The organism is Erwinia sp. 009765445, from assembly GCF_058137865.1.
In genome coordinates this window covers 18,642-41,098 of sequence record NZ_JBYUWC010000021.1, presented here as the reverse complement: position 1 = coordinate 41,098, position 22,457 = coordinate 18,642, and the positions used below count along the sequence as shown (strand labels likewise).

At 55.2% G+C, this 22,457-nt stretch carries 22 protein-coding genes; 5 read left to right on the top strand and 17 right to left on the bottom strand.

Annotated features, from left to right (window positions below; genetic code table 11):
• Nucleotides 1–54 precede the first annotated feature (54 nt).
• Nucleotides 55–1,029: a glyoxylate/hydroxypyruvate reductase GhrB gene (gene ghrB / locus AC3Y5R_RS20250; RefSeq protein ID WP_489922823.1), complete on the top strand. Its 975-nt coding sequence runs from the start codon at nt 55–57 to the stop codon at nt 1,027–1,029.
• Nucleotides 1,030–1,168: 139 nt separating this feature from the next.
• On the opposite strand, the gene kduD is transcribed toward ghrB, so the two are convergent.
• Nucleotides 1,169–1,930: a 2-dehydro-3-deoxy-D-gluconate 5-dehydrogenase KduD gene (gene kduD, locus AC3Y5R_RS20245; RefSeq protein WP_489922822.1), complete on the bottom strand. Its 762-nt coding sequence runs from the start codon at nt 1,928–1,930 to the stop codon at nt 1,169–1,171.
• A gap of 343 nt (nt 1,931–2,273) precedes the next feature.
• Between kduD and AC3Y5R_RS20240 the strand changes: the two genes are divergently transcribed.
• Nucleotides 2,274–3,524, top strand: a complete 1,251-nt coding sequence (locus AC3Y5R_RS20240; protein WP_489922821.1) for a valine--pyruvate transaminase — start codon at nt 2,274–2,276, stop codon at nt 3,522–3,524.
• Between the two features lie 59 nt (nt 3,525–3,583).
• Here AC3Y5R_RS20240 and ibpA read toward each other — a convergent pair whose 3' ends face one another.
• The gene (ibpA, locus tag AC3Y5R_RS20235) at nt 3,584–4,000 is read right to left on the bottom strand and encodes a small heat shock chaperone IbpA (protein WP_489922820.1); all 417 of its coding nucleotides are present in this window, start codon (nt 3,998–4,000) and stop codon (nt 3,584–3,586) included.
• Nucleotides 4,001–4,300: 300 nt separating this feature from the next.
• Between ibpA and AC3Y5R_RS20230 the strand changes: the two genes are divergently transcribed.
• On the top strand, nt 4,301–4,675 hold the full coding sequence (locus tag AC3Y5R_RS20230; protein ID WP_158782427.1) for a YceK/YidQ family lipoprotein: 375 nt from the start codon (nt 4,301–4,303) through the stop codon (nt 4,673–4,675).
• Here AC3Y5R_RS20230 and AC3Y5R_RS20225 read toward each other — a convergent pair.
• From AC3Y5R_RS20225 to AC3Y5R_RS20195, 7 genes are all read right to left on the bottom strand, one after another.
• Entirely contained in the window at nt 4,672–5,943 is a 1,272-nt protein-coding gene (locus AC3Y5R_RS20225) for a YidR family protein (RefSeq protein WP_489922819.1), read from the bottom strand. The two genes, AC3Y5R_RS20230 and AC3Y5R_RS20225, sit on opposite strands and share 4 nt — an antisense overlap.
• Before the next feature lie 232 nt (nt 5,944–6,175).
• The gene (locus AC3Y5R_RS20220; RefSeq protein ID WP_489922818.1) at nt 6,176–7,348 is read right to left on the bottom strand and encodes an FAD-dependent oxidoreductase; all 1,173 of its coding nucleotides are present in this window, start codon (nt 7,346–7,348) and stop codon (nt 6,176–6,178) included.
• Nucleotides 7,349–7,393: 45 nt separating this feature from the next.
• Nucleotides 7,394–8,350: an agmatinase gene (locus AC3Y5R_RS20215; RefSeq protein ID WP_489922817.1), complete on the bottom strand. Its 957-nt coding sequence runs from the start codon at nt 8,348–8,350 to the stop codon at nt 7,394–7,396.
• Complete coding sequence (locus AC3Y5R_RS20210; protein ID WP_489922816.1) at nt 8,340–9,113, bottom strand: amino acid ABC transporter ATP-binding protein; 774 nt, start codon at nt 9,111–9,113, stop codon at nt 8,340–8,342. The genes AC3Y5R_RS20215 and AC3Y5R_RS20210 overlap by 11 nt, the downstream gene beginning before the upstream one ends.
• Nucleotides 9,110–9,781: an amino acid ABC transporter permease gene (locus AC3Y5R_RS20205; RefSeq protein WP_489922815.1), complete on the bottom strand. Its 672-nt coding sequence runs from the start codon at nt 9,779–9,781 to the stop codon at nt 9,110–9,112. The genes AC3Y5R_RS20210 and AC3Y5R_RS20205 overlap by 4 nt, the downstream gene beginning before the upstream one ends.
• A gap of 12 nt (nt 9,782–9,793) precedes the next feature.
• Nucleotides 9,794–10,534, bottom strand: a complete 741-nt coding sequence (locus tag AC3Y5R_RS20200; protein WP_489922814.1) for a transporter substrate-binding domain-containing protein — start codon at nt 10,532–10,534, stop codon at nt 9,794–9,796.
• Between the two features lie 15 nt (nt 10,535–10,549).
• Nucleotides 10,550–11,515 (bottom strand): agmatinase, encoded by a 966-nt coding sequence (locus tag AC3Y5R_RS20195; RefSeq protein WP_489922813.1) that lies wholly within the window; start codon nt 11,513–11,515, stop codon nt 10,550–10,552.
• Nucleotides 11,516–11,622: 107 nt separating this feature from the next.
• Here AC3Y5R_RS20195 and AC3Y5R_RS20190 point away from each other — a divergent pair, with 107 nt between their 5' ends.
• Entirely contained in the window at nt 11,623–12,507 is an 885-nt protein-coding gene (locus AC3Y5R_RS20190) for a LysR family transcriptional regulator (protein WP_489922812.1), read from the top strand.
• A 158-nt stretch (nt 12,508–12,665) separates the two neighbouring features.
• Here AC3Y5R_RS20190 and AC3Y5R_RS20185 read toward each other — a convergent pair whose 3' ends face one another.
• From AC3Y5R_RS20185 to yidA, 6 genes are all read right to left on the bottom strand, one after another.
• A complete protein-coding gene (locus AC3Y5R_RS20185; RefSeq protein ID WP_489922811.1) occupies nt 12,666–13,361 on the bottom strand; it encodes an IS6 family transposase in 696 nt (231 codons plus the stop codon).
• A 105-nt stretch (nt 13,362–13,466) separates the two neighbouring features.
• Nucleotides 13,467–14,615 (bottom strand): galactonate dehydratase, encoded by a 1,149-nt coding sequence (gene dgoD, locus AC3Y5R_RS20180; RefSeq protein WP_489922810.1) that lies wholly within the window; start codon nt 14,613–14,615, stop codon nt 13,467–13,469.
• Complete coding sequence (locus tag AC3Y5R_RS20175; RefSeq protein WP_489922809.1) at nt 14,612–15,229, bottom strand: 2-dehydro-3-deoxy-6-phosphogalactonate aldolase; 618 nt, start codon at nt 15,227–15,229, stop codon at nt 14,612–14,614. The genes dgoD and AC3Y5R_RS20175 overlap by 4 nt, the downstream gene beginning before the upstream one ends.
• Nucleotides 15,213–16,094 (bottom strand): 2-dehydro-3-deoxygalactonokinase, encoded by an 882-nt coding sequence (locus tag AC3Y5R_RS20170; RefSeq protein WP_489922808.1) that lies wholly within the window; start codon nt 16,092–16,094, stop codon nt 15,213–15,215. Before AC3Y5R_RS20170 ends, AC3Y5R_RS20175 begins: the two co-directional genes overlap by 17 nt.
• The gene (locus AC3Y5R_RS20165) at nt 16,091–16,786 is read right to left on the bottom strand and encodes a FadR/GntR family transcriptional regulator (protein WP_489922807.1); all 696 of its coding nucleotides are present in this window, start codon (nt 16,784–16,786) and stop codon (nt 16,091–16,093) included. Before AC3Y5R_RS20165 ends, AC3Y5R_RS20170 begins: the two co-directional genes overlap by 4 nt.
• Nucleotides 16,787–17,033: 247 nt before the next feature.
• Nucleotides 17,034–17,843 carry a sugar-phosphatase gene (yidA, locus tag AC3Y5R_RS20160; protein ID WP_489922806.1) on the bottom strand — a complete coding sequence of 270 codons (810 nt, stop codon included), beginning with the start codon at nt 17,841–17,843 and terminating at the stop codon, nt 17,034–17,036.
• Nucleotides 17,844–18,202: 359 nt separating this feature from the next.
• On the opposite strand from yidA, the gene AC3Y5R_RS20155 reads away from it, so the two are divergent.
• On the top strand, nt 18,203–18,808 hold the full coding sequence (locus AC3Y5R_RS20155; RefSeq protein ID WP_489922805.1) for a helix-turn-helix transcriptional regulator: 606 nt from the start codon (nt 18,203–18,205) through the stop codon (nt 18,806–18,808).
• 57 nt (nt 18,809–18,865) lie between these two features.
• Here the strand turns inward: AC3Y5R_RS20155 and gyrB are convergent, their stop codons facing one another.
• Both gyrB and recF read right to left on the bottom strand, forming a co-directional pair.
• Nucleotides 18,866–21,274 (bottom strand): DNA topoisomerase (ATP-hydrolyzing) subunit B, encoded by a 2,409-nt coding sequence (gyrB, locus tag AC3Y5R_RS20150; RefSeq protein WP_489922804.1) that lies wholly within the window; start codon nt 21,272–21,274, stop codon nt 18,866–18,868.
• A gap of 17 nt (nt 21,275–21,291) precedes the next feature.
• Nucleotides 21,292–22,377: a DNA replication/repair protein RecF gene (recF, locus tag AC3Y5R_RS20145; RefSeq protein ID WP_489922803.1), complete on the bottom strand. Its 1,086-nt coding sequence runs from the start codon at nt 22,375–22,377 to the stop codon at nt 21,292–21,294.
• Nucleotides 22,378–22,457 lie beyond the last annotated feature (80 nt).

The following is a 22,457-nucleotide window of genomic DNA, read 5'->3' as shown; positions in this document are numbered from 1 at the left end:
TGTTGCAAAACGGGCCAGTTGGCCCGTTTCCTCACTTCAAACAGGGAGACAAGAATGAAACCTTCTGTGGTGTTGTATAAATCGTTGCCGGAAGATCTGCGTTCGCGACTGGATGAACATTTTGCCGTGACTGAAATTAACGGCCTGACGCCGGAAACCATCAGCCAGCACGCCGATGCCCTGCAACAGGCTGAAGGCCTTTTAGGATCCGGTGGCAAAATTGATGCGGCTTTCCTGGCGAAAACGCCCAAACTGCGCGCTGCCTCTTCCGTCTCGGTGGGTGTGGATAATTTTGATATCCCAGCCCTTAACGAACGCGGCGTGATCCTGATGCATACCCCCACCGTGCTGACCGAAACCGTCGCCGACACGATGATGGCTCTGGTGCTCTCCAGCGCTCGCCGGGTGGTTGAAGTGGCTGAACGGGTTAAAGACGGCAAATGGCAGAGCAACATCGGTGCCGACTGGTTTGGTATTGATGTACACCACAAAAAGATGGGTATTCTGGGCATGGGTCGTATCGGCCTGGCGCTGGCTCAGCGTGCTCATCTGGGCTTTAGCATGCCGATTCTCTATAACGCCCGGAAACATCATGAAGAGGCTGAACAGCGCTTCGACGCAAAGTATTGCGATCTGGATACGTTGCTGAAAGAGTCTGACTTCCTGTGCATCAGCCTGCCACTGACCGACGAGACCCATCATCTGATCGGCCGTGAACAGCTGGCGAAAATGAAGCCGTCTGCGGTACTGATCAATGCCGGGCGTGGTCCGGTCGTGGACGAAGAAGCGCTGATCGCCGCGCTGAAGGAGGGCACTATCCATGCCGCCGGGCTGGATGTGTTCGAGAAAGAGCCGCTGCCAGAGAATTCACCGCTGCTGAAGCTGCCAAACGTTGTGGCGCTGCCGCATATCGGTTCTGCCACTCATGAAACACGTTACGGTATGGCACGGGATGCCGTGGACAATCTGATTGCCGCGCTGACCGGGAAGGTCGAAAAAAACTGCGTTAACCCACAGCTGCTGAAATAAACTCAGCTCTCCGGATGGCGATAAACTCAAAGGCCGGATTTCGCACCATGGACGGTGTAAACCTTCCGACCCGGGACAACGCTTACGTTCTTATCACCGGCCCGGACTATGCCAGGCCTTTTATTGACAGCGATCTCACTTAACGTGCCAGCCAGCCGCCATCAACAGCAATGGTGTAACCATTGATATAGTCCGAAGCATCCGAAGCCAGGAATACCGCCGGCCCCTTCAGGTCGTCAGGCAATCCCCAACGCGCGGCAGGAATGCGCTCGAGAATTTCCGCATTACGTTTTTCATCCGCCCGCAGCATTTGCGTATTGTTGGTCGCCATATATCCCGGCGCGATAGCATTCACATTGATGCCGTGCTTTGCCCATTCGTTAGCCATCAGGCGAGTCAGGCCCATTACCGCACTTTTGGAAGCCGTATAGGAAGGCACGCGAATACCGCCCTGGAAAGAGAGCATTGAAGCAATATTGATAATCTTCCCACCCTGCCCTTGTTTAATAAACTGACGGGCGACGGCCTGCGACATAAAGAAAACGGATTTACTGTTCAGATCCATCACGTCATCCCAGTCTTTTTCGCTAAATTCGATGGCATCCTGCCGGCGTATAATCCCGGCGTTATTCACCAGAATATCAATTCGGCCAAATTCCGCCACGACTTTTTCCAGTAGTCCCTCAATACAGTTAATTTTTCCAAGATCGCCTTTCAGGCTCAGGAAACGCCGTCCAAGCGCGGTAACCCTGTCGAGGGTTTCCTGCGGATCGACAATATTAATCCCGACAACGTCACAGCCTGCTTCCGCCAGTCCCAGAGCCATCCCCTGGCCCAGGCCGGTATCACATCCCGTAACCAGCGCCACTTTTCCTTTCAAATCAAAAGCATTTAAAATCATATTCACAACTCCTGTTATTCCTGTGATGAGCGACTGCGCTTTTCCGGGATTACTATAACGAAGTGAAAACGACTCTTACCGTGATCTCTATCGAACAAATTTATATTTGATACATTGTTTTTATAAAAACAAAACAATGTTTCATTTATATATATTGAAATTGTTGCTTATTATTTAATTAAATGTGAAAAACGACGCTTTGCATATTAATAGCCGTAGCAAGTCAGACCAGAACATTCCCGCTAACAATTCCGTTCTGCTCAAAAGAGGCAGAGGATTGCATCGCGTCAAGGCTGGCGTTAAGGTTAACGTCCACTTGCAGATAACAAGCAGTTAACACGCTATGAGCTTTTCCGCCTTCGGTGACAAATTTACGCGCCATTCAGGCATTACCCGCCTGATGGAAGATATGGGTGAAGGATTACGCACGCCAGGTGCGGTCATGCTGGGTGGCGGAAATCCCGCGCAGATCCCGGCCATGAACGACTATTTCCAGCAGCTTTTGCAGGAGATGCACGACGAGGGCAAACTGGCGGAAGCACTGTGCAATTATGACGGACCGCGCGGGAAAACCACCCTGCTGGAATCGCTCTCCGCACTGCTGCGTGACGAGCTGGGCTGGGATATCAGCCCGAAAAATATTGCGCTGACCAACGGCAGCCAGAGCGCCTTCTTCTACCTGTTTAACCTCTACGCTGGTCGCCGGGCTGATGGCAGCAAAAAGCGCGTGCTGTTCCCGCTGGCACCGGAATATCTCGGCTATGCCGATGCCGGGCTGGATGAAGAGCTGTTTGTCTCCACCCGCCCGAATATTGAAATGTTGCCGGAAGGCCAGTTTAAGTACCACGTTGATTTTGAACATCTGCAGATCACCGATGATACCGGGCTGATTTGCGTTTCGAGGCCGACCAACCCGACCGGAAACGTGATCACCGACGAAGAGCTGCTGAAGCTGGACGTGCTGGCCCAACAGCATGAGATCCCACTGCTGATTGATAACGCCTACGGCGTACCTTTCCCCGGCATTATCTTCAGCGAAGCGCGACCGCTGTGGAACCCGAACATCATCCTGTGCATGAGTCTCTCCAAGCTGGGCCTGCCGGGTTCACGCTGCGGGATTATCATCGCTGATGAGAAAGTGATCTCCGCCATCAGCAATATGAATGGCATTATCAGCCTCGCACCCGGCAGTATCGGCCCGGCCATCGCTAATGAGATGATCCAGCGTGGCGACCTGCTGCGGCTGTCGGAAGAGGTGATCAAACCTTTCTATCAGGAACGGGTTAATCAGACGATTGCCGTTATTCGCCGCTATTTATCCGAAGATCGCTGCCTGATCCATAAACCAGAAGGGGCAATTTTCCTCTGGCTGTGGTTTAAGGATCTGCCGGTTTCAACGGAAACGTTGTATCAGCGTCTGAAAAAACGCGGCGTGCTGATGGTGCCGGGGCACTTCTTCTTCCCGGGCCTGGAGCACGAATGGCCGCACACGCATCAATGCATGCGCATGAATTACGTGCCGGACAGTGAGAAAATTGAGCGCGGCATTGCGATTCTGGCTGAAGAGATAGAGTGCGCACATCAGGAAGGCTAAAACCTTCCCGGCAGAAACGCAAAAGGCCGCACAATGTGCGGCCCTTTATTATCACCAGATTACTTAACTATTTCGATACGACGCGGTTTATTCGCTTCCGGAACAACCCGTTCCAGGTCGATATACAGCAGGCCGTTTTCCAGTTTGGCGTCACGAACGTTTACGTGCTCAGCCAGCTGGAATTTACGCTCGAAGTTACGCTCGGCAATTCCCTGGTACAGGTAGGTTTTTTCCTGTTGCTCTTCAGGGTGTGCGCCGCGTACAGTCAGCATATTGTCGTGGGAAGTGATGTCCAGCTCGTCCTGGGCGAACCCGGCCACGGCAATGGTTATGCGGTACTGGTTTTCTGCTACCAGTTCTACGTTATACGGAGGGTAGCCGCCGTTGCTCTGACCCTGGTTTGATTCCAGCAGGTTAATCAGACGGTCGAAACCAATAGATGAACGATACAGTGGGGCAAGGTCGAAATTACGCATTTTACTACTCCTGATAATCAGCGAGATTGAACGTTAAGGCCTTCCACTCTGGACAGGCCGCCGGTCAAAAAGCAGTACCCTGTCGGCGTACATTTTTGTGACCGTAACAATAAAATGGTGATGGCCCGCTGGTTTTCAAGGGCAGCAAATGCAATTTTTTTAACCCACAGGCCGTGAATGGCATACACTCAGGGAAGAATTCGTCGGAGAGTGCAAGAGTTACCACAGAGTGACCGGGGACTTCCCTGCAAACGGCGATAACAATCAGGCCGGCGCTGCCGTGACTGAAGGGATGATGAAATGATGGTAATGAAAAAGTGTCGCTTTGCTGGTCTGCTGACCTGTCTGTCACTTGCAGGCACCAGTGGCTGCTCCAGCTTTATGTCTCATTCCGGGCCCGATCAGGGGTACTACTCCGGCACAAGAGCCAGTGCCAAAATCGTGGCTGACAGCAACAGCGGCTGGGTAATGCGCCCGCTGGCGGCCCTCGATTTGCCCTTCTCCGCCGTGCTGGATACGCTGCTGCTGCCGTATGACTATTACCGCTCTGGCAGCGATAAGGCCGCAGATTCACCGCGCGAGCGCGTCCTGCGCAGCGAGCAGCAGAATCACACCGATGAAAGCCTGTCCCAGGCCGCGCCGCTGGTCGTGAACACGCCACAACCGCAGCGCTAGACAGCCATCACTTCCGTAACAAAGATTTGCCGGAAGCCCTCTGTGTGGCGCAGATAAGCCACGTGCTGTCCGTCCGGTGAGCAGACTACCGCGTCTGCTACCGGGGCTTCATCAGTGCGCGCCGTCAACCGCCGCATCTTCCCGCTGCCTGTATCGCACAGCATCACGCTGTTGTCGTTGATCAGCGCCACCGAGCGGCCATCAGGATGCCAGCTGAAGGCGGACTGAATATCGCTGGCGGCATCAGTGATCTTCCGCGGCTGGCCGCCCGTCGGCGCAATCGTCCACAGCTGAACCACCCCAGCTTCATCTTTCATCAGGAAAGCGATGGAACGCCCATCAGGTGAGCTGCGCAGCCAGTGACGGGGCGTGGTTGCCAGACCGGGATAAGCACGATCGTGGGTAAAGGTCAGCCGCCGCTGCGTAATGCCCTTTGGCGGGGCTGGAAGCGAGGTAGCAGTACCTTCAATCGGCTCATCACCTTCCAGAGCATAGTCGGCGATCTTCTCCGGCAGATCGACAATAAAGACTTCAGGCACTTTCTCGCCGCTGGTACTGAGTGTGTCGCCAATAAAGGCCAGCGCCCAGCGCTGCCGGTGACCGTCGTGCTTCAGATAGCCCTCTTCGCCAACCCAGCCTTCTTCATAAGCACGATTGATCTCGTCGCTGCCGGGCTGGGGAGCCGAAGTGGTACGGCTGACCAGCACGCAGAAGTGGCTGCCATCATATTCACGCGGATGGCTTTTGGGCGGGCAAACCGGATGCAGTGGAACGGCCACGCCAACGTTGCGCAGATCTTCCTTCACCGCAAATTCATGCATCACATGATCGTTGTAGGTGAAGCTCAGCCGCGTGCCGTCCGGGCTGAAAACGTGAACATGTGTACCGCCGCGCAGCGCACCTGGAGTGAAAGGAGCAGTGATGTCGCAGGCATCCATATTCTCCGCCAGGCCATTTTGTACAATCACACCGCGCCGGTGGTGAAAATCGTACTTCCACTGGCTGTCAGGATGCTCCGGACCATGAATGCAGACGTAACGGGGCGGCAGATCGGGGCTGACGGTGATCACACCAACATGGGCACCGTCTCTGGCCTGATAAAGTACTTCGGTCTGGCCACTGATGTTGACGCGCTCCACGGTCAGGCCGCTGAAGGTGGCTCCGTCGGGACGCACGTCATACACCAGCCAGTGGCTGTCTGCCGTCCAGATATTAATATTGGTGAGCTGATGGTTACGGCGGTCAAAAGTCAGCTGTTTTTCGGTCATCTTGCTTACCTTTAGCAGTGTCTGCTGCTAAGGGTAATGCATTCACCGGCTTTCGGGTACTGGCGTGATCAGCGGCGAACCGGCAAAAAAACGCCGCCTATCCTGAGCGCAGAGCGTTCGCAACCCCAGCATTCCGCATTGATGAAAATTTCACCATCCGGCTCAGGGGTACGGATGGTTTGAATTTCCTGTACGTCAAGCTGCGGCTGGCAGCTCCCCTTCAATCATTGTGCTAACCAGACTCGCGCTTCCACAGGCGAGGGTAAACCCCAGCGCGCCATGCCCGACATTCAGCCATAAATTTCGGTAGGGCACTGATAACAGGCAAGCCGTTGGGCGTAGCCGGACGCATCCCCGCCCATGCAGTGGCATTCTCATAATTGCCGCCATGAGGGAAAAGTTCTTTCGCGGCAGTACGAATGGATGCGATACGTTTTTCATTAATACTATTATCAAAACCATTAATATCTACTTTGGCGGCAATGCGTAACTGTCGACCCAGCCGGGCATAAACAATTTTTTTCTCATAATCAGTCAGGCTGATGGACGGAGTGATGCTGGCAGCCTCCGACGGAACGCTAAGGCTGTAACCTTTAAGCGGATAAACGGGTAGCCGGATACCAGGCAGTGCCAGGGCAGTAGACTGATAGCCCGCACAAATAATCAGCTTATCCACCGGCAGCTCATTCCCTGCAACCCGTAGTGCCGTGACCTGTTTCTCACGGTGGATTATCTGGCTAACCGGATGGCCGGTGATAAAATGGCACAGTCCCGACGCCCGCAACCTGGCCTCCAGCGCCAGGCAAAAATGATAGCAGTCCCCCACCTCTTCATCGGCAGTGTAGATGCCGCCGACAAACGGCGTATCCACCAACGCCGGATCGAGCATCGCCAGTTGATCTGCCGCCAGAACCTGCTGCGCCTGAGGATCTGCAAGGTGATGGATCGCATGATCAAAGATCGACTGGCTACGAAACGCCACCAGCTTGCCGTTTTGCCGCCAGCAGAAGTCCGCCAGACTATCCTGCTCACGCCATCCTGTCAGCACTTCCCGGCTATGCATCGCCAGCCCCAGCAACCGTTGTGTATTTTGCTGATTAACCGAAGCGCGGCAGGCACGCAGAAAGGCATACAGCCAACGCCACTGACGCGGTTCCATCCGCAGCCTCAGCTGCAGAGGCGCATCGTTCTGCATAAGCCAGACGAGCGCCTGCATCGGGATGCCGGCATCGGCCAGCGGTGACACATAACGGTAGGAGAGCTGGCCGCCGTTGGCGAAGCTGGTTCCCGAGCCAAGTTTGTCGCTGGCCTCGATCAGCCGCACGTCATACCCTTTTTTCACCAGGGCCCAGGCCGTGGTTAAGCCAATCACGCCGCCACCGATGATGCTTATTGGTGATGCCATTTTTCTGTTTCCGTCACTTTATAGTTAGAGGGGGCTTAAGCGTTCTCAGCCCGGCTGACGCAGTGCGAAAAGCATTCCCAGTGTTTCAACCAGCAGATGCGCCGCCAGATAGGATGTGGCGCCGGTCGGCACATCCAGCTGCGGATTAACCTCCACCAGATCGAGACCGATGATGTCCATGCGCTGTAGCAATACTTGCAGGGCGTCGCGCAGTTCATCGTAGCGCATGCCGTTGGGTTCAGCTGAGGCGCATCCCGGAACCAGCGAAAAATCCAGCACGTCAATATCAATGCTGATGTAGCACTTTTCACCGACGGGTAAATGTTTCAGTTGTTCGATAAACGGCTGCTGCCGGAATACCTCCACGGGAATGATGTGACTCCCCTGCAGCCTGGCGTCACTGACCTCCGAGGGTCGCACGCGCAGGCTGCGAATACCTACCTGGGTCAGACTCTGGACGTACTCCAGCGCCGCGACATGGCGAAAGGGCTGACCATTACTGAAATGCACGCCGTGGGTGGAGGGCGCAAAATCGAGATGGGCATCGAACTGCACCACATGTACCGGCTCCTGAACCCCACGGATTAGCGGATAGGAGACGGAGTGATCGCCACCCAGCGCCAGAGGAATCGCCCCGCGCTGTCGAATCATCTGCACCAGGGTGCTGATATTTTCATGGGTGCCGATCACATTGGTGGGCAACACATCAACATCGCCGACATCCACCAGGCGGCCTTGCGAGATCACATCCGTCAGAAAATGTTGGTCGCGCTGGATATCGTAAAAACCGGTACTGGCAAAACGCATTGAGTGCTCGCGCAGCGAGCGCGGCGCAAAGCGCGTACCTGGCTGCCAGGGCGATCCTTCATCAAAGGGCACGCCAAAAACCGCCACGTCGGCCCGCAGTTCATTGAGGACATCGCAATAATCTGCGCGTAAAAAGGTGGGAATACCGCTAAAAGCGCGGTTAAGGCGCTCACTACCGCGCATATCACTGCTCATAAAAAGCCTCATTATTCAGAACGGGCTGCAACAGCGCCCGGGTACGCGGATGGCTGGGATGGCGGAAAATATCGGCGGTCGCCCCTTGTTCAACAATCCTTCCCTCCTCCATCACGATCAGCCGATCGGCAACCTCACGAGCGAAGCTCATTTCATGCGTGACGATAATCATCGTCATGCCTTCCTGCGCCAGCTGTTTCATCACCTGCAGCACTTCGCCGGTCAGCTCAGGGTCGAGCGCGGAAGTCGGCTCATCAAACAGCATCACTTCCGGCTGTAAGGCCAACGCGCGCGCAATGGCGATACGCTGTTTCTGTCCGCCAGACAGACTGTTCGGCATTGAATCCGCCTTGTGCAGCAGGCCGACTTTCTCTAACAGTTCGCGCGCGCGCGTTTCGGCGTAGTGACGACTCTGCTTAAGAATTTTGTGCGGCCCAATCGCGACGTTGTCGAGAATGCGCAGGTGGGGAAACAGGTTAAACGACTGAAAGACCATGCCAACCTGACGGCGTAAGATATTCAGGGCATTTTCCTCCAGCAGTTCGCCCTGCTGCATCAGCATCTGTCCGCACAGGCGGAGGCTACCTTTTTCCGCCACCTCCAGGCCATTACAGCAGCGCAGGAAGGTACTTTTCCCCGATCCGCTTGGACCGATGATCACCACCACTTCGCCGCGCCGTATCGAAAGTGAAACACCGTGCAACACCTGATGGTCACCGAAGCGTTTCTCCAGTGCCACGGCCTCAACAATTGCTGTACTCATTGCACCATGCCTCCCGCCCGAAGTTTTTTCTCCACTGCGCGCAGCAACAACATGGTGCTGCTGGTCATCAGCAGGTAAATAAAGGCAATCACGAGATAGACCTCCAGCGAGCGGTAAGAAACGCTGATCACTTTCTGCCCTTCGTGCATCAAATCGTGAATGGTCACCAGGGAAACCAGCGCCGAGTTTTTTGTCAGGGCGATAAACTCATTCGCCAGCGGCGGCACCATGCGCACCAGCGCCTGCGGTAAAATAATCAGCCGCATCGCCTGGCCGGATGACATCCCCATCGAACGCGCCGCCTCGCTTTGCCCACGGTCGATCGAGAGGATCGACCCGCGCACCAGTTCCGAGACATAAGCCGCGGAATAACAGCCGAGGCCGATAATGCCGCAGACAAAAGCCGGAATGACGATATTGAAATAGGGCAGTCCGAAATAGAGGATAAACAGCTGAACCAGCAGCGGCGTTCCGCGTACCAGAACCACATAGGCGTTGCAGAACCCCCACACCGCTTTATGGCGGGAAGAGATCCTTCCCAGACCAATTAACGTGCCGAGGCAGCAGCTGATCACCAGGGCGCAGAGGGTCACTTCAATGGTGACCCAGGCGCCGGAGAGCAGTTCAGGCAGGCTGGCCAACGCCGGGGTGAAATCAAGCGAAAGCATCGTCACCTCTGATCATTTAACGCCAGCGCCGAACCACTTTTTCATCAACGCATCATAAGTGCCGTCTGCGCGAATCGCCTTCAGGGCCGCATTCAGCTGCTGTCGCAACTCTGGCTCATTTTTACTGACCGCAATACCGTAATCTTCGTGGGTCAGCGGTTCGGAGAGCACTTCAGTCGTGCCGCGCGTTTTGCTGTAGAGCAGTGCAGCCGGCTTGCCGGAGACCACGGCATCGGCGCGCCCCGCTTCGAGTGAGTTAAACATCTCTTCATTCTTCTCAACCTCAACCCGCTGCACGGTAGGGAACTGCTCAGTGAGCAGATTCACCGATTTCGTGCCAACCTGTACCGCTACCCGCTTGCCGGCTATATCTTTTGGCGATGTAATCCGCTTATCCCCTTTTTTCACCATCACCACCAGTCCGGCAGTGAAGTAAGGATCGGTGAAGTCCACCACTTTCTTGCGGTCATCGGTGATATAGATGGCGGACAACACGATGTCCTGACGCCCCGACAGCACCGATGGGATCATCGCTTTGAAATCCATATCGGTATAAACCAGCGGGCGTCCGATTTTCTTCGCCAGCGCCTCGGCCAGGTCGATATCAAACCCGGTGCGCTGGTTGTTGTTCATATACTCCATAGGAGGAAATGTGGGATCGATCGCCACGCGAATGGGATCGGCAGCCTGAGTAACGCCGGAAAACAGCGCCAGGGTAAGAGACGTACCTAACAGTAGCGAACGAAATGTCATACATCCTCCGAAAAGTCAGTCATTGCTGTCACAGTAACCGGCGCGAATGGCCGCACCGATGAAATTCAGTACCAGCCGGCCCGCAGTCATACAGGAGATCTGGTGAACATCTTTCGCTGGCTGGATCTCAACAATATCCATGCCGACAACCCGTCCTTTTTTCACTAACCCATGGATCAGCTTCCGGGCCTGAACAAAAGTCACGCCGCCCGGTGCTGGCCCAGCCACGGCGGGCATCACTGACGGATCGAAACCATCAGCATCGATAGTCAGGTAGTAGCGGCCACCCTCAGGAATTTGCTCCAGCACGGCATCCATTCCGCGATCGTGCAGTTCATAGGCGGTAATAATGCGTGCGCCCCAGGCGCGCGCGTAATCGGCCTCTTCCTGACGGGCACTGCCTGAAGCACGCATACCAATCTGGATAATGTCTTTCACAAAGGTAAGCTCTGAAGCACGACGCATCGGGCTGGACAGGCCATCTTTCACGCCGTTAACGTCATCACGCCAGTCCAGGTGCGCATCAAGATGGACGATAGTGATCGGCCCCTGCTCGTCAAACGCCCGCAGAATCGGATTGGTAATGCCGTGATCGCCACCGAGCACGATGGGAATCGCGCCTGCCGCCAGGATCTTACGCACCGCCTGTTCCGCCCTGACAAAATGGCCGCGCGGCTCGGTCAGATCGGCTGGCACATCGCCGCAGTCGACGAAGCGAATGTCATCGCGCCCCTGGAGCAGAGGGCCATCAATATCAAAATCAAAACGTTCAGGACTGCGGATCACCCGATCGGAAGCCTGGCGGATCGCCGTCGGTGCCCGTACCTGGTCATTGTTGTAATCCTGCGGGGTATAGGCTGCGCCGTAAGGCATGCCAAGTACGGCAAAATGGGCGCTGAGGTTATCAAGATCGAGCTCAAGTTCTGAGAACAACAAAGATTTATGATTAGTTTGTGGGGCAACGGTCAGTGGCAAAGACATGGTAGTTTCCCGGTGTTGGTAATGTGTGGTACTGATAGCAGTCTATTGGCCTTCTGCAGCGGAAAAAACCGATCATCTTTGCAATCACGGTTACGGAAATAACAACAATGAAAACACGAACCTTAAATGAAAAGGATTTACGCGCCCTGAGAATATTCTGCGTAGTAGCCCAGTCAGGAGGGTTTTCTGCTGCCGAAAAGATGCTCAATATGACCAAGTCCACCATTAGTCGACAGATCAAAGCGATTGAGGAGACGCTGGGTACCCCCCTGTGTACGCGTGGGCCGAAAGGGTTTGAACTCACCGAGGCCGGGCAGTCAGCGCTGCTCTACGCCAGAGAGGCGCTCAATGCACTGGATCGCATTTTCCCTGCGCTGGACGCCAGTCGCGGAGTAATCTCTGGCTCGCTGGTGATGGGGATTACCGATAATGTGATTAGCCATCCGCAGTCACACCTGCCGCAGGCGCTACGCGCCATGCAGCAGTTGGCGCCTGATGTCCGCCTTACCTTGAGCGTTATGGCGGGGACGCAGCTTATTCAGGCGCTGCTGGATCGCAGACTGGATATGGCAGTGAAAGGTGTTATGGGGTATCAGAAAAGCCCGTCGTTGCGCTATGTGGAACTTTACGAAGAGAGCCACAGTATTTACACCCTGGCAGGCAACGAAGTGCGTTTCCGCCAACTTCCGTTGGTATGGCGGGCACAGCAGCCTTTTGTGGAACAGGCACTCGCCCAGTTTCACTTCGGCAGAGGCCCGGAAGCTGTAGGCATTGAAGCCGTGGCGATGCTGGTTGCTTCAGGTGATGTGGTGGGCATTTTACCCAATCATTATGCCGAGCTGATGCAGGCGCGTTTCCCGCTGGTGCGTATTCCGTATTCACCGGTCTGGGCGGTGCAACATTATGTCGTTACCCATGCCGCTTACCCGGTCTCGCCAGCGGCGGAATTTATGATCGAAGAATTGCGGCGAGTACAGCAGTTTATTCTGTGAATAATTTTTAGTGTGATAAAATAATCAATAAAAAAATCTTATTTTAAGATGCTCTCGAGGCCTCTATGTCATCTTAATTAAATATCATGCTGATAGATGCGGATGCGGCTCCTTCGCATTAACGACGACAGGTCAGCAGAAATCGCAATGCCGTTTTTTTAGGCAGCCAACAGATAAAATTGTTCTGCGGGGGACAATCCATCACCGGGCGGATTTTGATACTGGACTTTGCGTATCATGTGCTCTAACTCAATCCCCGTCAGTATTGTCTGCGCTCGTCGAAATGATTTAAATCCCAGCATTAGCCGTGTTCGTCGTTTGATGTTTCGGCAATCCTGTTCAATAAGATTATTCAGATAATTACTCTGCCTGACCGTGATGCACTCCTCTTTTTCCTTACCGGAATTGAGCGTGGCCAGCGCCGCTGTACTGGCACCGCTCTTATCAATGGTCACCACCTCCGGTTCGTCATTATGGCGAATGGCTTTGCGGAGGAAACGCAGGGCTGCTGCGGCATCCCGTTTAGCTGTCAGCAAAAAGTCGATGGTCTGACCGTCGGTATCAACCGCCCGGTACAGATATTTCCACTGGCCCCTGACCCGGATATACGTCTCGTCCATTCGCCACCGGCGGCCCACGGCACGTTTATGCCGGCGGAACGCCTTATCCAGCACCGGTACAAGACGAATGACCCACCGGTGAAGTGTGGAATGATCGACGGTGATACCGTGCTCTGCCATCATCTCCTCCAGATTACGCAGGCTCAGGGAATAAGCCAGATACCAACGGACACACTGGGCAATAATATCGGTGGGATAATGCAGGCGTTTGAAGGCTTTTCGGAGCAGAGGCATGGGCAGGTAACATCGCAAAAAACAGTATGTTACCTGACGCCGCCTTAATGCGACAGAACCGGTTCTTGCAACTAACGCTGCTACAGCGTCAGGGACAACGGAGATTTACCATTCTGCTACTGTGCCGTCTTCAGATCGCCACAATGGATTTCTCCAGTCCTTTACCTGCTGACTGCGTTCAATCACCAGCTGCTCGTTGATTTCCACGCCCAGACCTGGTTTATTCAGCGGTGCAAAGTGGCCGCCTTTCATATTGAAATCTTCCTTGTTCGCGACGTAATCCAGCAGTTCGGCACCTTTGTTGTAGTGGATGCCCATGCTCTGCTCCTGGAAAACGGCATTGCGCGAAACGAAATCCACATGCAGGCAGGAAGCCAACGCAATCGGCCCCAGCGGACAGTGCGGAGCCAGTGCCACATCATAGGCTTCTGCCATTGCGGCAATTTTGTAGCACTCGGTGATGCCGCCCGCATGGGAGAGATCCGGCTGCAGAATTGCCAGGCCACCCGCTTCGAGTACCCGTTTGAACTCAAAGCGGGAATACATGCGTTCACCGGCGGCAATCGGCAGGTGGGTCTGTGACGCCAGGCGGGGATAATACTCGGCCTGCTCGGCCAGTACCGGTTCTTCAATGAACAGCGGACGATACGGTTCAAGCTCTTTGATCAGGATTTTCGCCATAGGTGCACTGACGCGACCGTGGAAATCCAGGCCAAACTCAATCTCATTGCCGAAGGCTTCACGGATTTGCGCCACGGTGTTCACGGCAGCATCCACCTTGCGCGAGCTGTCGATAATGCCCATCTCTTCACAACCGTTCAGCTTGAAGGTGTCAAAGCCAATTTCCCGCAGCTTTTTAATCCCGTCGATCACTTCCGCCGGACGATCGCCACCCACCCAGCTATAAGCTTTAATGCTGTCACGCACCAGGCCGCCCAGCATCTGCCACACCGGCACGCCCAGCACTTTGCCTTTGATATCCCACAGCGCCTGATCGATACCGGCAATGGCGCTCATCAGCACCGGGCCGCCACGATAGAATCCGCCGCGATACATCACCTGCCACAGGTCATTAATCCGTGCGGGATCCTGACCCACCAGGTACTCCGACAATTCGTGCACGGCAGCTTCCACGCTGCGCGCGCGGCCTTCGATCACCGGTTCGCCCCAGCCCACCACGCCTTCATCCGTTTCAATTTTCAGGAACACCCAGCGCGGCGGCAGGCGATAAGTGGTGAGTTTGGTAATTTTCATTTTACTGCTTCCTTCCAGGCAGTAACGAAAGCGCGTGCCTGCTCTGCCGTGCGTGAGACGGGCTGTCCGGCGCGATAGAGATCGCTCCCCAGACCCGCTCCCATACAGCCAGCAGCCAGAAACGCATGGAGATTTTCAGGAGTCACACCGCCAACGGCGAACACCGGGACTTCCGGCGGCAGCACCGCTTTCAGCGCTTTGATATAGTCCGGGCCGAAGGCTGATGAAGGGAAAATTTTCAGCGCCTGCGCCCCCGCCTTCAGGGCGGCAAAAGCTTCTGAGGCGGTGGCACAACCGGCCGCTACCGTCATTCCATGTTCAACAGCCCGGCGAATCACCGCCACATCTGTGTTCGGCGTCACCACCAGCCTGCTGTTCATTTCAGCCAGGCGGTCCACCTGCTCCGGTTCCAGTACGGTTCCGGCACCGATCAGCGCTTTATCACCGAACGTTTTCACCATGCTGGCGATACTCAGCTGCCAGTCCGGCGAATTCAGCGGGATTTCCACCGCATCGAATCCGGCCTCAACCAGCGCGCCAACATGCGCCTCAGCCTCTTCAGGGCGGATGCCACGTAAAATGGCGATCAGCGGTAGCTTAGTGCTCCAGTTCATCTGCGATGTTCCTTATTCCGTGCTGAAAAGCGCGGTCGCCCTCCAGCAGTTGTGCCGGTAGCCCGGCCAGTTTCAGCGCGCTGAGATAACGTTCTGACAGCCCGCTGCCTGCAATCACCGTCAGCGGTTCACCGCTGCCCTGCATAAATTCACGCTTCATCAGCGCCACCTCATGACCGATTAGCAGTCCGGAAAGGTAGTCGCTAACCGATTCTCTCGGCCGCAAGCCGAGCACATGAGCAGCTCTGACCTCAAACAGGCGCGCCAGAATGCTGCTGTCGCTGATGCCGGTTTCCAGCCCCTGCCAGAAGGCCTCCGGATCGGGTTGCTGCTCCGGCAATCCGCCACCCACCAGTGAATGATTAAGCAGGACATGGTGCAGTTCTCCGGTCATTACGGTGCGAAAATCTTCAATTCTGTCGCCATCTGCACGAACCCATTTGCAATGCGTGCCAGGCATTACGTAATACGCCGCGGGGGCCAGTGAAACCGCGCCCAGCAGCTGAGTTTCTTCTCCGCGCATCACGTTATGGTTATCGCTGGCGGTGACGCTCAGGCCGGGAATAATCCAGGCCTTGTCTTCCACCCGCGTCAGGCGTGAAGCAATATCCCCGAGCACCACAGGACAAGCCAGGTACGGCACGCTCAGCCAGCCAGCATTGCTGCCGACCATCCCCGCCATCACGACCGCAACCTCATCCACCGGCCAGCCTTCAGTCACGCCGGCAAAAACTTCAGCGGGCGTCCGTCCGTTCAGGCGGGTGACGCCTGATTCCGAGCGGCGCTCCTGCTGGCATTCCCCCTGGCGGTAATACCAGGCGCGCAGGTTTGTAGAGCCCCAGTCGATGGCGATATAGCTTGTCACGTGATGTCCTTCATTCGTCGGGTTGAGCTGGCAATCATCTTCTGCGCCGCCTGCTCTGCCTCATCCGGCTTCTGGTGCCGGATGGCGTCAAACAGCGCTTTATGTTCCTGCAGCGTGCCAGGCATATTGCCGCTGTCAGCCATATAAGTGCGTTCAAACACCGCACGCTGCAGTGAGCTGATGGCCACGCTGAGCTGCTGCAGCACCGGGTTATGCACCGATTCCAGTACCGCTTCGTGATAGCGAATATCCGCCTGGTTGAAAGCATCGCGATCGCGATGATTGGCGACCATGTCATTCAGCGCGGCCTCGATGCTGGCAAGGTCGCTGGAGGTGGCCCGCTCTGCCGACCAGCGGGCGATCTGCGGCTCCACCAGGTTACGGACTTCACTCATTGCCGCTATCAGCCGCGGGTCCTGATCGTGCTTCAGCGACCACTGCAGGACATCACTGTCGAGAAAGTTCCACTGGCTGCTCTGGGTGACAAATGCGCCACGATAGCGCTTCATCTCCACCAGTCGTTTGGAGCCTAGCGAGCGGAAAACCTCCCGGATGATATTGCGCGAAGTGGCAAAGCGTTCGCACAGCTCGGCTTCAGCCGGTAAGGAAGCGCCTGGCGTGTACTGGCCAGAAACGATCTCCTCGCCCATGGTCAGAATGATGCGGTCCGTTTTACTGAGTTCGTCTTTCATGATGTTCCATGCAGTTAAGTGAAAGTTTTCCTCACTTTACCGCCGTCTGCGGTTTTTTTGCACTACATTCATCAGCAAATACGTTCTGGCGACGAGGTGATTGTAGTACCTTAAATACAGGTTGTACTACAATATAGATCACAAAACGGACAATTGAGGCAGAAAGGTTTTTGCGGAGATAAAGGACCAGTGCAGGGAGCAGGGACAGCGTGATGAGGTCCCGGGCTGGCCGGGACACAGAGAGTATTTACAGCGCGAACTTCTCAATGGCGTGCGCCACGCCGTCTTCCATATTTGTTTTGGTGACATACTGCGCGACGGCTTTGACCGAATCAATACCGTTGCCCATCGCCACGCCTGTTCCGGCATATTCCAGCATCGCAATGTCATTTTCCTGGTCGCCAATCGCCATCACTTCCTCACGAGTCAGGCCAAGACGATCGGCCAGCGCTTTCACGCCCGCGCCTTTATTTACCTGCTTGCTGAGAATTTCCAAATAGTAAGGGGAACTTTTCATAATTGTGTAGCGATCGCGGGCTTCCTGCGGGATGCGCTTGATGGCTTCATCAAGAATCGACGGCGGATCGATCATCATAACTTTCGGGAAGGTGGCGGACTTATCCATCTCTTCCACCGCACGATAGCGCAGCGGGATGCCAGTCAGATACGATTCATGCACGCTGTATTCGCTGATGTCCTTGTTAGGGGTAAACAGCAGCGATTTGGTCAGTGCCTGGAAATGGACGCCCAGTTCGCGCGCCAGCTGTTCAAAATACAGATAGTCGTCGTAGTTCAGGGTCACTTCTGCCATGCAGTCGCTCGTCTCCGCCTTTTGCACCAGCGCACCGTTGTTAGTGATGCAGTACTGGCCTTCCTGCTGGAGATCCAGCTCCATCAGGTAACGTTGCACGCCAACAAAAGGACGGCCGGTTGCCAGTACGACCGCCACGCCTTTGTCACGGGCAGCCTGAATCGCCTGTTTTACCCGCGGTGTCACTTCATGCTGCGGGTTTAAGAGTGTGCCGTCCATATCGATCGCAATCAGTTTTATCGCCATAACATCCTCGTCAGTACACGGTTTCTCTCATGCTAGCGCGATTCAGCTCACATTGACCAGTCCGATTGCGTCAGCGGTGCCGCTGGTCATCACGATTGAATCCCCCGCAGATAAAGGTTCGGAACCCATTAAGACCATTTATTATTAGTGACTCCGACAGGCGAATAGAGCGGAAATCTCCAAAATGCTCCATAAATGGTGGTATCGGGGACGTATTTGAGCGTAAAGTAACGGGAGTGATTATAAAATTTTGGAATCATCCAGCACCATCGGGAACGTACATTCAAATTATCCACAGGGGAAGTCAGGATAATGATCCGATTGGAGCCAGAAGTGATACACATTCATGGAGGAATAAAATGAACATTCTGATCGACAGCAAGGACAGTTTTTTTATCACCGGCACCATCGGCCTGATCAACCAGGCCTGGTTGCACAGCTTTAATAACCACCCGGTTTTCCTGATCGGTGACGAAAGCAGATCGCTGCTGGAGCCTGATATCATCATCGCCGATGTCTGCTCCAGCGGATGGACGCGCTGCAATAACTCTGCCCGCAACGTAAAAAAACAGTCTCCGGCTGGCCGCCATGTTTCGCTTACCCTGACTTCTCCAGCCAGAACAGGTGCGGTGAAAGAGTGCCAGCGGCACCAGGTCCGTCTGGAAAAACAGCAGGCGGCCACCGAGCTGCAGAAGTTTTTTAAACGCGGAAACCCGGCGATTTCCCAGCCCTGGTGTAACAGAAAATCCCCTGGCGGCCAGCCGCAGGACATTATTCTGAGCAAACAGCAGGCAATGGTGGTGCAGTATACCCGCGAGGGCATGTCGCTGACCGATATTTCCCGCGTCACCAGCCTGAGCGTGAAAACCATCAGTACCCACAAGCGGGCCATCATGCGCAAGCTGGGCATGAAAAATAACAGTGAGTTCTACCAGTACACGCTGGCAGGGATCCTCCAGCGTTGAGCATAAAAAAGGCAGATCTTTCGATCTGCCTTTTTGCTGTCTGCTGCTTAAACGGCGTTAAATATCGATGTTGGCGGCTTTCAGGGCGTTCTCTTCGATAAATGCACGACGTGGCTCAACCGCATCACCCATCAGCGTGGTAAACAGCTGATCGGCCGCGATAGCGTCCTTCACCGTTACGCGCAGCATGCGGCGGCTGTCCGGATCCATGGTGGTTTCCCATAGCTGCTCCGGATTCATCTCGCCCAGACCTTTATAACGCTGAACGGACAGACCACGACGGGACTCTTTCACCAGCCAGTCCATTGCCTGCTCAAAAGAGTCAACCGGCTGACGACGCTCGCCACGTTCAATAAATGCGTCTTCTTCGATCAGGCCACGCAGCTTCTCACCCAGCGCACAGATTTTACGGTATTCGCCGCCCAGCACGAATTCGCTGTCCAGCGGATAATCGGTATCCACGCCGTGAGTACGGATGCGCACAATCGGTTCGAAGATGTGCAGCTCGCGGTTTTCTCGCACCAGACCGGAATATGAGCTGCCATGCTGCTCTTTTTCGTTCAGCCGTGCGACCAAGCCATCAATCCAGCTCCGCACTGGTGCTTCAACGGAAATATCGCTCAGCGTCGGGTGATAGATCAGTGAGTTCAGTAGCGCAACCGGATAACGGCGCTCCATACGTTTGATCATCTTGCGGGCGCTGTTGAATTCCGCCACCAGCGTTTCCAGCGGCTCACCGCCCAGCGCAGGCGCATCGGCATTGGTGTGCAGCGTCGCGCCGTCCAGCGCAATGGCGATCTGGTACTGATCCATTGCATCGTCGTCTTTGATGTACTGCTCCTGCTTGCCTTTCTTCACCTTGTACAGCGGCGGCTGGGCAATATAAACGTGTCCACGCTCGATGATTTCCGGCATCTGGCGGTAGAAGAAGGTCAGCAGCAGCGTGCGGATGTGGGAACCATCGACGTCCGCATCGGTCATGATGATGATGCTGTGGTAGCGCAGCTTGTCCGGGTTGTATTCGTCACGACCAATGCCGCAGCCCAGCGCGGTGATCAGCGTCGCCACTTCCTGCGAAGCGAGCATCTTATCGAAGCGCGCCTTCTCCACGTTGAGGATTTTCCCCTTCAGCGGCAGGATGGCCTGGTTTTTACGGTTACGACCCTGCTTGGCGGAACCGCCTGCAGAATCACCCTCCACAAGGTAGATCTCAGACAGCGCCGGGTCGCGCTCCTGACAGTCCGCCAGCTTGCCCGGCAGTCCTGCCAGATCCAGCGCGCCTTTACGGCGGGTCATTTCACGTGCGCGACGGGCTGCTTCACGGGCACGGGCAGCATCGATAATTTTACCGACCACGATTTTCGCATCGCCCGGATTTTCCAGCAGGTATTCCGCCAGCAGCTCATTCATCTGCTGCTCAACCGCGGATTTCACTTCGGAAGAAACCAGTTTGTCTTTGGTCTGTGAGGAGAACTTAGGATCCGGAACCTTCACTGACACTACCGCAATCAGGCCTTCGCGCGCATCGTCACCGGTGGCGCTGACCTTGGCTTTCTTGCTGTAACCTTCTTTATCCATATAGGCGTTCAGGGTACGGGTCATCGCGGCACGGAAGCCGGCCAGGTGAGTACCGCCATCGCGTTGGGGGATGTTGTTGGTGAAGCAGTAAATGTTTTCCTGGAAACCGTCGTTCCACTGCAGCGCCACTTCCACGCCGATGCCGTCTTTCTCGGTGGAGAAGTAGAAGACATTAGGGTGGATTGGGGTCTTGTTGCGGTTCAGGTATTCAACAAACGCCTTGATACCACCTTCGTAGTGGTAGTGATCTTTTTTGTCGTCACGCTTGTCTTCCAGCTTGATGGACACGCCGGAGTTAAGGAACGACAGCTCACGCAGACGCTTGGCCAGAATTTCATATTCGAAATCAGTGACGTTGGTGAAGGTTTCATGGCTTGGCCAGAAGCGCACGCGCGTCCCGGTCAGATCCGTTTCACCTGTTACGCCCAGCGGAGCCTGTGGCACGCCGTGAACGTAAACCTGCTGGTGAACTTTACCTTCACGACGGATGGTCAGTTCCAGTTTTTCCGACAGAGCGTTAACCACTGAAACACCCACGCCATGCAGGCCACCCGACACTTTATAAGAGTTGTCATCGAACTTACCGCCTGCGTGCAGAACGGTCATGATCACTTCCGCAGCAGAGACACCCTCTTCTTCATGGATGCCGGTCGGAATACCACGGCCATCATCCTGCACGGATACGGAGTTATCCGCATGAATAGTAACCACAATATCTTTACAGTGACCGGCGAGTGCTTCGTCGATGGCGTTATCCACGACCTCGAATACCATGTGATGCAGACCGGTGCCGTCATCCGTATCGCCGATATACATACCCGGGCGCTTGCGTACTGCATCCAGCCCTTTTAGAACTTTGATACTTGAGGAGTCATAAGAATTCGACATCAACGTTTCTCGCTCGTTTAATCTTCAGGTTGAACCGCTATTTTACCCTGTTCTACGTGGAACATCTTGCCCTTTTCGTCAGCCATGTCGAACACATGCTCGGCACCGATGGCGCTGACAAAAACCTGGGCATGAGTGGCTTTCAGTCGCGAGGCCAGTAACTGACGGCGCGTTTCATCCAGCTCAGAGGCAAAATCATCTATCAGATACAGGCAGCGTCGCCCGTTCTGTCGGGTGAGAAACTCACCCTGCGCCAGTCTCAGGGCGCACATCAGCAGCTTTAACTGGCCGCGTGACAGTAAATCTTCCACCGGCGTGCCGTCGGCCCGAATACGAAAATCGGCCTTGTGCGGCCCACTGGCGGTGTAGGTCAGGGCTCTGTCGCGTTCAAACTGGCGCTCCAGCAACTCACTGTAATCCGATTCTTTATCCCAGCCGCGCTGGAAGGAGAAGTTCAGCTCAAATTCCGGCAGAAACTGCGCGCAGGTGGCGTTGATATCGGCAGCGATGGCTTCGCTGTAGGCGGCGCGCCATTGGCTGATTTGTTCAGCCAGCGGAGCCAGCTCCTGATCCCACGCGCGAATTTGCTGATAGCGTGAGACCTGCCGCAGCGCGGCATTTCGCTGCTTCAGCAGACGCCTGAGGTTACTCCAGGCAGTGAAAAAGCCCGGCTCGTTGTGGAAACAGCCCCAGTCGATATAAGCGCGACGGTATTTGGGGCCGCCGTTCAGCAGGGTAAAACCTTCCGGAGTGATCAGCTGCATTGGCAGCATCTGGGCCAGTTCAGCCGCCTTGTGACCATCGCTGCCGTTAATGCGCACCTTGCTGTCTCCGGCACGGTTTTTAGTCAGGCCAACCGACATTTCCCGCTCCGCACCTTCAATGCGACCGTGCAGGACAAAAGCTTCCTGGTCGTGGCGGATGACCCTGCCAGCCTGCAGGCTGCGAAAGGCCCGACCGTGTCCCAGAGTGTAAATCGCCTCCAGCACGCTGGTTTTGCCGCTGCCGTTAGCACCCACCAGAAAGTTAAATCCGGGAGCCAGCGCAAGATCCGCGTTTTCGATATTGCGAAAGTCTTTGATAAGAAGGCGGGTTAAAGCCATTTGAACCACATCCGGGCATTGCGGGTACGATAAAAGGGCGAATTCATTCGCCCCAGTCTGGCACAGGAATGATATGGGGC